10 protein-coding genes are annotated in these 13,324 nt (G+C 65.3%); 3 read left to right on the top strand and 7 right to left on the bottom strand.

The window, feature by feature from the left end; all coding sequences use genetic code 11:
- Nucleotides 1-248: 248 nt before the first annotated feature.
- Entirely contained in the window at nucleotides 249-968 is a 720-nt protein-coding gene (locus ACV229_RS30850; RefSeq protein ID WP_448086872.1) for a GntR family transcriptional regulator, read from the bottom strand.
- Nucleotides 969-1,260: 292 nt separating this feature from the next.
- Between ACV229_RS30850 and ACV229_RS30855 the strand changes: the two genes are divergently transcribed.
- A complete protein-coding gene (locus ACV229_RS30855) occupies nucleotides 1,261-1,602 on the top strand; it encodes a hypothetical protein (protein WP_448086873.1) in 342 nt (113 codons plus the stop codon).
- A gap of 136 nt (nucleotides 1,603-1,738) precedes the next feature.
- Here ACV229_RS30855 and ACV229_RS30860 read toward each other — a convergent pair whose 3' ends face one another.
- Nucleotides 1,739-3,442, bottom strand: a complete 1,704-nt coding sequence (locus ACV229_RS30860; protein WP_448086874.1) for a porin — start codon at nucleotides 3,440-3,442, stop codon at nucleotides 1,739-1,741.
- A gap of 493 nt (nucleotides 3,443-3,935) precedes the next feature.
- Here ACV229_RS30860 and ACV229_RS30865 point away from each other — a divergent pair, with 493 nt between their 5' ends.
- A complete protein-coding gene (locus ACV229_RS30865; RefSeq protein WP_448086875.1) occupies nucleotides 3,936-4,184 on the top strand; it encodes a hypothetical protein in 249 nt (82 codons plus the stop codon).
- Between the two features lie 145 nt (nucleotides 4,185-4,329).
- Here ACV229_RS30865 and ACV229_RS30870 read toward each other — a convergent pair whose 3' ends face one another.
- Together ACV229_RS30870 and ACV229_RS30875 are read right to left on the bottom strand one after the other, a co-directional pair.
- The gene (locus ACV229_RS30870; protein ID WP_448086876.1) at nucleotides 4,330-7,812 is read right to left on the bottom strand and encodes an adenylate/guanylate cyclase domain-containing protein; all 3,483 of its coding nucleotides are present in this window, start codon (nucleotides 7,810-7,812) and stop codon (nucleotides 4,330-4,332) included.
- A 304-nt stretch (nucleotides 7,813-8,116) separates the two neighbouring features.
- Nucleotides 8,117-8,503, bottom strand: coding sequence for a BON domain-containing protein (locus ACV229_RS30875; protein WP_448086877.1), 387 nt, complete (start codon nucleotides 8,501-8,503; stop codon nucleotides 8,117-8,119).
- Between the two features lie 370 nt (nucleotides 8,504-8,873).
- Here ACV229_RS30875 and ACV229_RS30880 point away from each other — a divergent pair, with 370 nt between their 5' ends.
- The gene (locus ACV229_RS30880) at nucleotides 8,874-9,599 is read left to right on the top strand and encodes a glutathione S-transferase (RefSeq protein ID WP_448086878.1); all 726 of its coding nucleotides are present in this window, start codon (nucleotides 8,874-8,876) and stop codon (nucleotides 9,597-9,599) included.
- Between the two features lie 27 nt (nucleotides 9,600-9,626).
- On the opposite strand, the gene ACV229_RS30885 is transcribed toward ACV229_RS30880, so the two are convergent.
- From ACV229_RS30885 to ACV229_RS30895, 3 genes are all read right to left on the bottom strand, one after another.
- The gene (locus tag ACV229_RS30885; protein WP_448086879.1) at nucleotides 9,627-11,324 is read right to left on the bottom strand and encodes a flavin monoamine oxidase family protein; all 1,698 of its coding nucleotides are present in this window, start codon (nucleotides 11,322-11,324) and stop codon (nucleotides 9,627-9,629) included.
- 87 nt (nucleotides 11,325-11,411) lie between these two features.
- On the bottom strand, nucleotides 11,412-11,894 hold the full coding sequence (locus tag ACV229_RS30890; RefSeq protein WP_448086880.1) for an aromatic-ring-hydroxylating dioxygenase subunit beta: 483 nt from the start codon (nucleotides 11,892-11,894) through the stop codon (nucleotides 11,412-11,414).
- Nucleotides 11,872-13,218, bottom strand: a complete 1,347-nt coding sequence (locus ACV229_RS30895; protein WP_448086881.1) for an aromatic ring-hydroxylating dioxygenase subunit alpha — start codon at nucleotides 13,216-13,218, stop codon at nucleotides 11,872-11,874. Before ACV229_RS30895 ends, ACV229_RS30890 begins: the two co-directional genes overlap by 23 nt.
- Between the last annotated feature and the right edge of the window lie 106 nt (nucleotides 13,219-13,324).

Consider the following 13,324-nt stretch of genomic DNA (forward strand, 5'->3'; position numbering starts at 1 on the left):
GATATACCATATACCACGCACAGTATTTGTCAATCCTCGCTCACGCAATTTTCGATGCGGCATAGCAGCAAAAACCGGCGGGCGATGCCGCTGACGCGGCATTGCCCGCCGGTCGTAAAGCATCGGATGCGGATGAAAAGGGAAGATGCAGGGAAGACGAGGCAGCGGTTGCTGCCGCGCGAGGTCAAGTCGGTACGCAGCGGACACGGGTGCCCGCGCAGCGGCCTCGATCAGGCCGCGCGCATCGCTCAGTCGAGGAAATCGCAGTTGGCTTCGACGAACGCCGCAAGCTCGAGCGAGTGCCGGCGAACGAGCTCGTCGACCAGCTCGGTGTCGCGCCGCTCGAGCGCTTCGATGATGCGCATGTGATCGCCGATCGAGCGTGACGAGCGGTCGCTTTGCGCGATCGTCATCCGGCGAATCGCCCTCACGTGCATGAAGATGTTCTGAATCGTGTCGATGATGATCTGCGACTTGGACAGTTGGACGATCGCCTGGTGAAACGCGATGTTCGCGTCAGAGTATTCATCGATGTGGTCTGCCGGCGTCGTCTCGCTGAAATGGTCGAACATATGGCGCAGCGCCGCGATGTCCGCATCGGACGCGCGCAGCGTCGCAAGCCGGGCGGCTACGCTCTCGAGCGCCGCCCACATGTAGATCATCTCGATGATCTCCTTCTTCGTCTTGCGCAGAATGTAGACGCCGCGCCGCGGTATCGTGCGCAGGAATCCCTCCTGCTCGAGCAGCGTCATCGCTTCACGCACTGGCGTTCGGCTTACACCGAGCGCTTCGGTCAGTTCCTTCTCGTCGAGCCGGACCTCCTCGTTCGAGCGATAGATGTCGGCTTCGGCGATTGCCTGTTTCAGTCTCGCGTACGCCTGGCTGCGCAGCGAAGCAGCAGCATTGATCGGCGTCAGCGCCAACGCGACTGGCGTCGGACAAGCGTCCTCATGCGTATCAGCACTCATCGGTAATGTGTCCCCTATTCTTGAAAGATTCCTGCATAAGCTGTCTGGCGACATGTTGCAGCGCAGCGGCCGAAGTAGAAATATTTTTTATACGGTATATCACATGGCCGCCGTAATTCAAGAAAACCTCGCGAGCACACGATACATAGACGATCGCTTATGATTTCCAATAAAAACTTTAACTATTATTTATCTACCGCTGTTCCTACTCTTCGGTTGAACCTCTCAACTGAAGGAGACGAACATGGGTCAGGTACATAGCGCGGGGCATGAACTCGAGCATGACCGCGACGTGCACGCACAGCTCTGCGCCTACAACACGGCGTTCGCCGAGCTTGGCCTGCGCTTTCGCTGGGACGCGCAAACCCTCCTCTCGCTCGCGACGATCGACTGCGAACGAGCGCGGATCGCCGCGTACATCGAGGACCATCACAAGCATCTGCTCCACGCATACAGTGCGGAATTCCTGAGCCAGGCGATTCTCGAAAAGAAAAACGCCCGTCTGCCGCAGTGCCTCCCTACGCTGGCCGGGTCTGCGAAGGGCGTGAATCGCGCCGCGAGCGTGCCGCAATCGACGTCGGCGGGCATGCGAGTCTCGGTTGACTTGAGCTTGCCGGCGCTTCTTGGCGCCTGACCGGGGATTTGCGTCGCCGATCGGCACGAATCGATCGGCGCGCTGGCGGTTGCGCGTCCGCAAGCGTGCAAGCCGAAAGCGCGCGACGACCCAAACCGGGTCGTCGCGCGCTTGACTCAAGAAGTGCTGATCGGGCTCAGAACTTGTAGTTCATACCAATGGAGAAGCCCATCTCCCTGCCGCCCGCGAAGCAGAACGGCGCGCCGCTCGAGATCGAACTGCCGTCGTGACAATCCGTGGTGACGCTTCGCCCACCCGCACCCAGCGCATAGTGCGCCAGCTTCTGATTGAAGACCACGCCATAGTCTGCATACACGGTCATATGTTTGTCGATCGCATGCCTGTACATCGCGGTCAGCAAGTTGGCTCCGTTGGATGGATTCGGAATGCCAACGGCGTTCGGGTCGGCGGGCGCCGTATTGCGTTGCCCAGGATCTCCCGGCGTGCGGTTCGCATGCCCCCAACCCACGCTGACGCTGTCTTTGGGCGTGACTTCCTGTGTCACGGCAATCCAGAAGCCGTTACGGCTGCGTTCGTTCTGCGTTTGCAGATAGGCGGGAATGTTTCTGCGCAGCACTTCGAAGATGCCACTGACTGTCGTAGCGGTGGGAAACGTGTATTGCGCACCGATTTTCCACGCCCATTCGTTTCCGAAGTCGTTCGGGTCGGTCCCGTCCGGAGACGCCAGCGCAGCAGGCGTATTCGTGACATCGCTCGAGCGGTTCACCCCGACGTGCAATTCATAGGCCGTGGTCAGGTAGAGCGGACCGTGGGTATAGCCAAGGCTGACGCTATACGCCGACCCATAGCTGCCGTCGTTACAAGCCACCGGATTGCCGCCACTCCCCGGAATATTCCCCCCCGTACAGTTCGATTCGCCGGCCGCCTGCACCGAATTTTCGAAGCCCCGGTTCTGGCCAGGCGAAACCAGTGCATTGAGCGTCCATCCGTGGAAATTCGGTGACTCGTACCAGATTGCGTGATCCAGTCGCGTACCGAACTCAACGCGATTGTCTCCCCCGGTGTTACCCATGATGACGGAGTAGTCGCCCCACGTGCCGGAGAACGGATTCATGCGGGCCGTCGACGTTTTGTAGGGCGCGTCGGTCTTGCCGATCTTGAGCGAGCCCCACGAAGGCGACGATACGCCGATGAAGCTGTTTCGTGACGTCAGTGCGCCCTTGACGGTCGAGTCCTGGGCAGAGTTCGAATTGGACGTGCCGGACGTCGCTGAAATGTCCAATTGCGTTTCCAACTGATACACGAAAGCGAGCCCGGTGCCGGAGCCGAACGGTTGCTTGCCGCGAACCCCGATGTATGAAAGATTCGACGAGACGTCCGGTTGCCACCCCATCCGACCTCTCGGCGCGACGGTTTGCCCGCCTGGCGTCAGATAAGCCTTGTCGAGCCCCTTGGTTGCATAGTCGACGGAAAGGTCCAGGTTGCCGTAGAACTCCATGTTCCCAAGCGCTGCCAGCAGCGATTTCAGGCGAGGTGGCAAGCCTGCGCCCCAGTCGGAGTGATCGTCACTGGACGCCTGTTGGGCGCCTGGTGCCGCTCCAGCGCTCGCGCCAGCGCCGCTGGAACTTGCTGCCTGCTGACTGCTCGCTGTCTGACTACTTGTTGCCTGAGTGCCCGTTGGCCGAGCCTGCCTCACCATGAGCTCGTCGAGCCTCTTGTTGAGCGCTTCCATCTGCTGCTTCAACAACCGGATTTCCTGCGTCTGATCACTCGCGGCATTTGCCTGCGCAAACGCCCCTCCCGAAAAGACCACGCCGCCTGCCGCAATCAAGAGCGGCCGCGCCGACGCATAAAGCGATTTCGTCTTCCTTACTCTCAACGTCTCCTCCTACGAGTATCTTATGCACTCCGAAATTATTTCCACACATAAGGTCGAATTTTCCAGGTCGACTTTTCATCACCTCCTGATCCGGGTTGCGGAACCACGACAGGCCCGTTCGCTCGATTCGCCACGGACCGAACTATACGTTTGCATGCCTTATTAATTAATTTGAATCATTAATGCCGCCCACGAAATTGACCGACCCTCACCCTTGCCGATCCAACACATGGCGAAAACGATAATTTCCGGTAATCGATAAGAATAATTAATTATTTTTATGATAACGATAACGTCGCACCTGGATTCCTGAACAGTCGGTCGCCGCCAGGCAATCCATTATTCATTTGTTATCGTGACAATAAAAAACATTGACTGTCGCGAATACATCGGGTGCCCTACTCTTGTGATCATCCCGATGCACCGTGCAACGCCCCCCTCGTTCGAGGGCGCCGGCAAGAAGAGCCAAGGGGGAAGGTCGCAGGAGCTGACCATGAACGTCACCGAGAAGTCGCTGCACTGCCTGGTCGAAAAGTGGCTTGCACCCGGTCCGCGCGGGCACATCCGCGTCCTCCGGTTCGGGCATTTGCACGGAGATGCGAGGCGCTACGCGCACGTCGAGGCGTCTACCTCGGCGGGCCCGCGAGCTATCTTTTTCTTTCGACACGACGATGGCGGCTGGTGCGTGTTTCCGCCCTGCATCGAGCGCCCCTCGATGACCGTGCATAGGCTTTGGGCTTGACTCGCAACAAAGGTCTGACGGTCCAGGAAATGCAAAGGTAACGTCACGGTTCGAGGTTCATCGTCAACGACACGCGAGCCGACTCGAGCCAGCCGGCTGTGTAACCGGCGGGCCGGCATCGCGTCGAGCGTACTTAGTGCGGCCGTCAGGGATTCGTCCGAACGGACCCGAGCGCATCGAGCAGCGCCTTCGCGTCGCGCAAGTCGGCCGTGTCGAAGCCTTCGGTGAAGCGGCCATACACGTCCGACAACGCTTGCCGGGCCTCGTCGATCCTGCCTGCACGCTGCCACAGGCGCGCGAGGCTCGATATCGCGCGCAGTTCCAGCGAGCGGGCGCCCTGGTCGTGCGCGACGGCGATCGCCTTGAGAAAACACGCTTCGGCTTCGCCGCTGCAAGCATATGAAGATGCGCCCTCGTCCGGCGCACCGGGCATCGCGCTTGCGTCGAGCATCGCGTTCCCCTTGAGCCGGTGCAGCTCCGCCTCGAAACAACGCTCGCCGGTCCTCGCGACGATCGCCATCGCCTCGTCGAGCAGCGCCGCGCCGGCGTCCGCGTCGCCTGCGCACTGGCAGCGGTCGGCCGCGAGCGAAAGAAAGTACGAACGCTGGTCCACGCCGCCCGCTGCCCGTCCCGCCGCGAGACCTTCGCGCATCTGTGCGATGCCTTCCGACAGGCCGCCTCGTTCAGCCAGCACCCAGCCGCGGAAAATCGTTCCCCATGCGAGCCAGTACGGCAGCCCCAGTTCGGTCGCGACGGTGAAGAGCGCCTCTGCATGCTCGCGCGTCGGCTCGACCTCGCGCCGCAGCTGATGCACCTCGGCCGCGTAAGCCAGCGTGAACGCCAGCGTCGGGCCATAGGCGAGCTTCTGCGCAAGGGCCAGCGCTTCCAGGATCCGCGCGTGCGCCTGATCGGGGTATCCCTGCAGCCACGAGATCAGCGCGAGAAAGTTCAGGGCCCGGATGCCCGGATCCACGCCGTGCGCGAACACGTGGGCCTGATGTTGCTCGGGGTCGTAGATCGCCAGCGCCTGTTCGAGGTGGACGCGGGCGCGATCGAGATCCCCCTGCAGAAACAGACATGCGCCGAGTGCGCCGTGCGCCTCCAGCAGCAGGCCCGGATCCTTCGCGCTGCGCGCCGTGCGCAGCATCTGCTTGCCGAGTTCGCGCGCCGTCGCATACTCCGCGCGCGTCATGAAGTGGATCCGCAATCCCAGTTGCGCCGCGAAGCGCTGCGACATGTCGCCGGTCTGCTCGCACAGCGCCATCGCGCGCGAGTAAGTCGCGGCCACCTCGGGCGTGCCATAGCCCCGCACGTCCATCAGCACGGGGCCCAGCGCGAGCAGCAGCGTCAGCTCCTGTTGCGCGCGCGCGGGCGTGTCCGGCAGGCGCTTCAGCAACTCCAGCGCAGCGCCGAGATGGTGCATCGCATCCGGATGCGCAGCGTGGCGGAGCGCCTGCTGCGCAGCGCGATGCAGGTACTCGACGGCCTTCGGAAGATTGCCGCTCAGGCTGTAGTGATGTGCGAGCTCGCTGCAATAGTCGGCGATCCGCGTCGGAAACAGCGCCTCGATCGCCTGCGCGGTGCGCTCGTGCAGCGCGTTGCGCCGCTCCGTGAGCAGCGAATGGCCGGCCACTTCCTGCGTCAGCGCGTGCTTGAACGAGTAATCCACTTCCGGGAACGCGGGCCGCTCGTAAATGAACTCCGCCGCTTCCAGGTGGGCCAGCAACTGGCGCAGGTCGTTGTCGGTGTGCGCGACGCGCTCGCCGCAGATGCGCCGGATCAGGCTGAACGGAAACTCCTTGCCGATCACCGCGAGCGTCTGCAGCAACTCCTTCTCCGAGACGGGCAGCCGGTCGATACGAGCGGCCAGCACGCCTTCGACGGTGGTCGGGATGTGCAGCGCGGCCGGTGTCCGCACGACGCGGTAGCGGCCCGGTTCGCCGACGAGCGTCTGCTCCTCGACGAGCGCCTGGACCACTTCCTCCATGAAGAACGGATTGCCCTCCGTCTTCTCGAGGATCAGCTGCCTGATGGGGCCGAGCCCCGGATCGTCGCCGAGCAGCGCGGTGAGCAGCCCCTGCGCCTCGGCCGGGCCCAGCGGTTCGAGTCGCAACTGGGTGCAATGATCCGCGGATGGCCAGCCCGGCCGGTACTCGGGCCGGTAGTTCACGAGCAGCAGGATCCGCGTGTCCGGCACCTGTTCGATCAGGCAGGCAAGAAACGCTTCGGTCTCGCGATCGAGCCATTGCAGGTCCTCGAACAGCAGCTCGATCGGCTGGTCGCGGCTCTCGCGCGTCAGCAGCCGGATGATTGCGTCGAAGGTCCGGTCGCGGCGGAGCCGCGGATCCATCTCCGCGAGCGCCGAGCCGGGTTCGCCGCTGCCCAGCAGATACAGCAGGTAAGGCACGAGCGCCTCGAAGCCGCGCTCGAGCGTCAGTGCCTTGCCCATGACCTTCTCGCGGCAGCGCCGTTCGTCGTCGTCCGCGGCGATCTGGAAATAGTTCTTCAGCAGTTCGATCAGCGGCAGGTTCGCAAAGGCCTTGCCGTGCGACACCGAGAAGGTTTCGAGCACCAGACAGCCGCGCCGCGAGCGCGCCTTGAATTCATGGAACAGCCGCGACTTGCCGACCCCGGCCTCGCCGACCACCGCGACGACCCGACCGCGGCCCGCCTTGGCCTCTTCCAGCGCGCCGTGCAGGTGTGCCAGCTCGGCATCGCGACCGACGAACCGTGCGAGGCCGCGATGTGCAGACAATTGCAACCGCGTGCGCAGCACGCCGGGACCCAGCACCTCGTACACCGACAGCGGCTCCGGAATGCCCTTGACCTGGGTGGCCCCGAGCGCCTTGAACTCGAAGTAGCCTTCGGCCAGCTTGTGGGTCGAGTCGCTGACGAGGATCGACGTGGGCGTCGCAATCCCCTCCATCCGTGACGCGATGTGGATCGTATGCCCGACCGGGTCGTAATCGGTATGCAGGTCGTCCGTGCGGATCGAGCGCACGACGACTTCACCGGTATGCACGCCGACGCGGATCTGCAGCGGGATGCCTTTCTCCAGACGAACCCGGTCGCCGTGCCGGCGCATCGCTTCCTGCATCCGCAGCGCCGCGAACAGCGCGCGCTGCGGATGGTCCTCGTGGGCGATCGGCGCGCCGAACAGCGCGAGGATGCCGTCGCCGAGCGACTTCGCCACATAGCCTTCGTAGTAGTGGACCGCTTCCATCATCAGCGCGACGACGGGGTCGATCAGGCGGTGCGCCTCTTCCGGGTCGAGGTCGTGGATCAGCGCGGTCGAACCGGCCATGTCCGCGAACAGCGCGGTGACGGTCTTGCGCTCGCCGGCGGTCTCGCCCCGCGCTTCCATCGCCGCGTGCTCGGCGAGGATGCGCTCGGCAAGGTGGTGCGGCGTGTAATGGATCGGTGCAAGAGCGGGTTCGGAAACCGGCTGCGCGCGCGGCGCGGGTTCCACACGCGCATCGGTCAGCTGTGCGCCGCAGGCATTGCAGAATCTGGCGGAAGGGCTCGCCTCGTGACCGCAACGCGGACAGGTGCGCGACAGCATGGCCCCGCACGCTTCGCAGAAGCGGGCCTCGGCGAGGTTCTCGAATCCGCAGTTTGCGCAGTACATGCCACCTCTTCTCCTGCCGGGCGCCAGCGCTTAAACATTATGCGCGGCATCCGCCTGCGGCAAGGTTCGGGTGGGACGACCGCGCGGACAGGTTGCGCACACAGCGGTGCGACGGCCTGCCTCGCGCTGTCTTTCATCGGACGGATCCTCGCGGGACTGCCGGACCGGCCGAACCGCGAAGTATCCTTCGCGATGCGGCGCGGTGATCTCGCGCAAGCGCTGCCTGCGCGGCTGCGCATGCGGCGCTTTCAGGCGCACGCGCCGGGTCGGATTTCATGCAAGGATTCGCGCCGGGGCCGCCGCGTCACTGACCGCCCTCGAGACGAAGCTGAATCTTGTTCGTCACCGACGTCACGCCCGCCACCTGGCGCGCCGCGTCCTCCGCAGCCTTGCCCTGCCCCGCTTCGGTCATGAATCCCGCGAGCGTCACCTCTCCGGTCTTGGCTTTCGCGAACACGGTGACCTGCGCATTGCCGACGCCGGGCGACTTCACGATCGCCAGCCGCACCTTTTTCGCGAATGCGCGGTTCGCCGCGCGTTCTGCCTTTTTCGCCGTGTGAGGCGACGTGGATGTGGCCGGCGCGGCCTGCATCCCGGGCGCCGCGGCATCGGACGCGCCCGATTGCGCGTAACACGCCAGCGACGACAACAACGTGATGCCTGCAACAACGATCATGCTACGTGCATTCATCATCCTCTCCTCGACAGGGACCAACGGTTGATAACGAAGCGGCGGCCGAAGCCCGCCGCGGGAGGCGCCGGGCACCGCGCGCCATGGAAGCGCTCGTCAGTGTTGCACGATTCCCAAAGACGCGGCGCCAACGTGCAAATCGGCGCGTATCGAATCCGGTTCGATCAAATCGTCAGGCGCTTTAGAATCCGTTTCAGACCGCCGGTGCAACGCAGCATGTCCCGGCGCGAATCCCGGAGAAAACGACGATGAAACCCGGCGGCGCGTTGCCCACCGTTTCCCGGACTGTCATTCGCCGCCGGGCGTCGATAGCATTGTCGGGCAGCCATCGGTTCCATCGAAGCCTCGATCCAGCGGACGGGAGAACAGCATGCGTTACGCGCTTTATTACTGGCCCGACATCCAGGGCCGCGGTGAATTCGTGCGGCTCGCGCTCGAGGCCGCCGAAGCGGAATACGTGGACGTCGCACGCCGCTCCGGACGCGGCATGGGCGTGCCGGCGATGATGCGCGTGATGGAAGGCGCATCGGTCGAATGCGTGCCGTTCGCGCCGCCGTTCCTGAAGGCCGGCGACCAGATCGTCGGGCAGACCGCGAACATCCTGCTGTTCCTCGGCGCGCGGCTCGGCCTCGCGCCGACGGACGAAGCCGGGCGGCTATGGGTGCATCAGCTGCAGCTGACGGTGAGCGACTTCGTCACCGAGATTCACGACACGCATCACCCGATCGCGAGCGGCCTGTATTACGAAGACCAGATGCCGGAGGCCGCCGCGCGTGCGAAGGATTTCCTCGCGCATCGCCTGCCGAAGTTCCTCGGCTATTTCGACGGCGTGCTCGAACGGAATCCGCACAAGCGCGGCTACATCGCGGGCGACGCGCTGAGCTACGCCGACCTGTCGATGTTCCAGCTGATCGAGGGCCTGCGCTACGCGTTCCCGAAGGCGATGGCGCGCGCGGAGCGGAAAGTCGCCGGGCTGGTCGGGCTGCACGACCGCGTCGCGCAGCATCCGCCCGTCGCACGCTATCTCGCGTCCGAACGCCGCATTCCGTTCAACGACATGGGGATCTTCCGGCACTACCCCGAGCTCGACACATAGCCGCCGCGCGCGTTCGCGCGGGCGGCGTCAGTCATCGTACCGGTAGCGGCGGCGCATCGCGTCGAGCGGATTGCCGTCGGCCAGCGTGCCGCCGAGGCTGCGGATCACCGCGCTCGCCGCGTTGATCGCGGTCTGCACCGCGCCCTCGATCCAGCCGCCCGTGAACGAGCAGCAGCAGCCGGCCAGATAGATCCCGCGGTCCGTCGACGGGTCGGCCGCCGTCTGGAACTGGTAGAACAGCGCCTGCGAGTGGACGTCCTCGCCCGGATAGTTCAGCTTGAACGCGCCGAGCGCGTAGCGGTCCGACAGCCAGTCGTGGCTCGTGACGTTGCGTGCGTAGTCGTCGTCGAGCGGACGCAGATGCGCGGCGAACGCCGGCGACACCACGCCGATCTCGGCGACGAGCCGCTTGAACCGCTCGATCTTGTCGGTGAGCGACAGGATCTTGTGCGAGTCGTCTTCCCACGTGTAGCTGATCAGCACGACGCCGTGCGCATCGGGATCGTCGGGCGCGTAGTCGAGGCAGTAGATGCCGCGCGCGAGCGTGTCGGTCTGGATGTTGTGCGGCAGCCCGTGCTTGAGCCAGAACTTGTCGCGGGTCAGCACGAAGATCTTCGACGAGCTGACCATGTGAGTCTCGTTGATCGCACGAACGACGTCCGGCGCGAACAGGTTCGCGATGCCCGTGATGCCCATGCCGACCTGCATCGCGCGCGTGGTCGTCGCGACGATCACGCGATCGAACACCTGCGTCGACCCGTCGTCGAGCGACAGCGCGAACGTGCCGTCCGGCTGCTTCGCGACGCCGCGCACGGCGGCGTACACGATGCGCTCGCGCACGCGCGCGCCGTCGGCGCCGTCGTCCAGCAGCCCCTGCGCGAGCGCGAAGATGCCGGCCGGAACCAGCCGCTGGTCGACCTCGAGCTCGTTGACGACGATCCGCAGGATCTCCAGGAACGACGCGCGATAGACGGGCTGGAAGCCGCCCGACCCGATGCCGAGCGTGCCGAACAGGCGCAGGTCCTCGCTTTTCCGCCAGCGCACGCCGCCGGGGGGCGTCGCGCCGGTGAAGATCTTCACGATCGCCGAATAGAACGACTCGTCGCCGAACCGGTCGATGTACAGCTGCCAGCCGCGCTGCGCGTCGTCGTAGCGATGCGCACGCAGCAACGCCGTCAATTCGGCCGGCGCGGGCAGCGACGTGCCGTCGTCGAGCCGGACGCCGTCGCGGATGAACGCGCGCCAGCCGCGGTCGACGCGGTCGAACAGCGCGGGCGGCGCATCGCCGGCCTGCCAGCGGTACGCATGCCCCTGATAGTGGATCTCGGTATCGACGACGCCCGGGTCGGGAAACGCGGACGCGCTGTCGACGCCGAACCGGTCCAGGTAGTGATAGAGCGCGGCCTGCGACGGCGGAAAGCGCATCGCGCCCATTTCGGCGAGCAGATGTGGAGGATCGGGATTGATCGACTGGGTCAGCAGGCGGCCGCCGACGCGCGCGCGGTTTGCCTCGAACACGACGACGTGCCGTGCGCCCGCGCGCAGCAGCTCGCACGCCGCGACGAGGCCGCCGACACCCGCGCCGACGATCGCGATCCGCGCGTCGCGCGCGCATTCGGGCGGCAGCGCGCCGAGGCGTCCGCCGGTATGGGCAAGGAAGGCGCCGTAGTCGTACAGCGTGTCGATGTACGGCAGCGTGCGCGGCGGGAAGTCAGGGGCGTTCATGGAATCGGGAGCGTGGGTGGAGGCTGGCACGGGCCCGCGCGGTCGGCGCGGTCGGCGCGGTCAGTGCGGTCAGTGCGGTCAGTGCGGTCATACGGGCAAGTGGATGCTGCCAAGCGGCGCGTCGGCGTTGACGAGATCGACGCGCTTCACGCGGATGCGCAACGCGTCGTCGCGCACCGCGAGCTCGTGCGTGTACCAGCCGGCGAACAGCGTCTGCTCGTCGCGCCGCGATTCGACGTAATGGAACGGCGTGCGCAATACGTAAGCGCCGCGCGCGTGATCGGCGCGCTCGACGTGCGGCTGCTGGAGCAGATGGTGGCCGCGGCTCGCCGGCTGCTGCGAAAACGTGCGGCGGCCGGCCAGCCGCTCGATGCGGATGCGCAGCAGCAACTGGTCCTCGTCCATCAGCGCGCCATGCAGCCCGGTCTCGGGCTGGTCCGGCGACAGCGGCATCCAGTAGCGCGCATCGTCCGCGTAGAGCGCGAGCCAGTCGTCGTAGCGCCGCTCGTCGAGCAGGCGCGCTTCCAGGTAGACGAATCCGGCGAGCTCATCGGGTGCAAACGTGCGCATCGGTCGCCTCCTTCGTTGCTGCGGGCGCGATGTAGCGCAGCCACGCGCGGAACTGATTGCGGATCTGCTGCTCGCTGGTGCCGTTCGTTTCCGACGTCGGCTGCATGAACTCCTGCGGATCGAACAGCCGCCCCACGTGCACCCAGTCGCGCGATTGCGTCGCGAGGCCGCGCTGCGCGCGCTCGTACATCTCGAGATCGTCGTGCGCGACGATCGATGTCGGCGCATTGATCAGCCGGTTGTACGCGAGCGTGCGCTCGAACAGCGAATCGGGCGCGCCGACGAGGCGGAACGACCACGACTCCACCAGCGTGCGGTCGACCGCGAGCGGCTTGAACACGCGCAGGATCTGGATCGGCCCCTTCACCATCGCGTTCGGGAACAGCACCGTGTTGTGGCGGACCTCGCCGAGAATGCGCGCCGCGCGCGCTTCGCCGTAGGCCGCCGTCATCTTCTCGTGATAACCGGGAATCGGCGTGTAGCGCGCATGGATCGAATCGGCGGTGCCCGTGTGACCGTGCCCGTTGGGCCACACGCGCAACCCCATCTGCTCGAAGAACGCATGCGGCCGGATGAACGGCTCCAGCAGCTCGACCGCCATCGGCTTCGTGCCGTCCGCACCGTCGCGCTCCCACACGCGCACGGCCGTGCCGGCCGACGATTCGTGCGCGACCATCGGATGGCAAGTGTCGGTCTGGTTCTCGACCAGCATCTTCCAGTTGCACGCGTGCACGTAGCGGAACACCCCGCCCGCGACTTCGACGCGCCCTTCCGGCGAGCGGTCGACCAGATTGTCGAGCGACGACAGCGCGTCGCCGAAGTAGTCGTGGAAATCGACGCCGGACGGGCTCAGGCGGCAGAACACGAAGCCGCGATGGTCGTGCGTCGCGCCGACCGGCTGCATGCCCTTGCCCGCCTCGCACGATTCGAAGCCCGTGTGCTCGTAGCCGCGCCGCAGCGGGATCGCATAGAGGCTGCCGTCGGTCCGGTACGACCACGCGTGATACGGGCAGCGGAAGAACGTGCCCGTGTTGCCGCACGCATCGGTCACGAGCTGCGTACCCTTGTGCGAACAGCGGTTGTGCAGCACGCGCACCGATCCGTCGACGTGGCGCACCATGACGACCGGCTCGGCGCCGATCGTCGTGGTCACGTAATCGCCGGTGTCCGGAATCTGGCTCGTGTGGCCGACGTACACCCACGTATTCGCGAACAGGTGGCGCATCTCCAGCTCGAAGATCCGCGGCGACAGATAGAGGTCCTTGTGCACTTCGGTATCGCGCACGAGCGCCGCCACTGCGTCGGCAGACGCGTACGCGGTCATGCGCGCCCCCGGCCGCGGACGCGGACGCCGTGCCGCCGCGCGCCCTCGCGGCGCGCGGATTCGATTGCTTGTGTTGTCATTTCTCTCAGGTTTCCAGTCGTATGTG

Source organism: Burkholderia sp. MR1-5-21, assembly GCF_053427715.1.

What these genes read in the sequence shown, in the direction of transcription:
- ACV229_RS30850 (WP_448086872.1), bottom strand. Translation starts at nt 968, where the DNA reads ATGAGTGCTGATACGCATGAGGACGCTTGTCCGACGCCAGTCGCGTTG.
- ACV229_RS30865 (WP_448086875.1), top strand. Translation starts at nt 3,936, where the DNA reads ATGAACGTCACCGAGAAGTCGCTGCACTGCCTGGTCGAAAAGTGGCTT.
- ACV229_RS30870 (WP_448086876.1), bottom strand. Translation starts at nt 7,812, where the DNA reads ATGTACTGCGCAAACTGCGGATTCGAGAACCTCGCCGAGGCCCGCTTC.
- ACV229_RS30875 (WP_448086877.1), bottom strand. Translation starts at nt 8,503, where the DNA reads ATGAATGCACGTAGCATGATCGTTGTTGCAGGCATCACGTTGTTGTCG.
- ACV229_RS30880 (WP_448086878.1), top strand. Translation starts at nt 8,874, where the DNA reads ATGCGTTACGCGCTTTATTACTGGCCCGACATCCAGGGCCGCGGTGAA.
- ACV229_RS30885 (WP_448086879.1), bottom strand. Translation starts at nt 11,324, where the DNA reads ATGAACGCCCCTGACTTCCCGCCGCGCACGCTGCCGTACATCGACACG.
- ACV229_RS30890 (WP_448086880.1), bottom strand. Translation starts at nt 11,894, where the DNA reads ATGCGCACGTTTGCACCCGATGAGCTCGCCGGATTCGTCTACCTGGAA.
- ACV229_RS30895 (WP_448086881.1), bottom strand. Translation starts at nt 13,218, where the DNA reads ATGACCGCGTACGCGTCTGCCGACGCAGTGGCGGCGCTCGTGCGCGAT.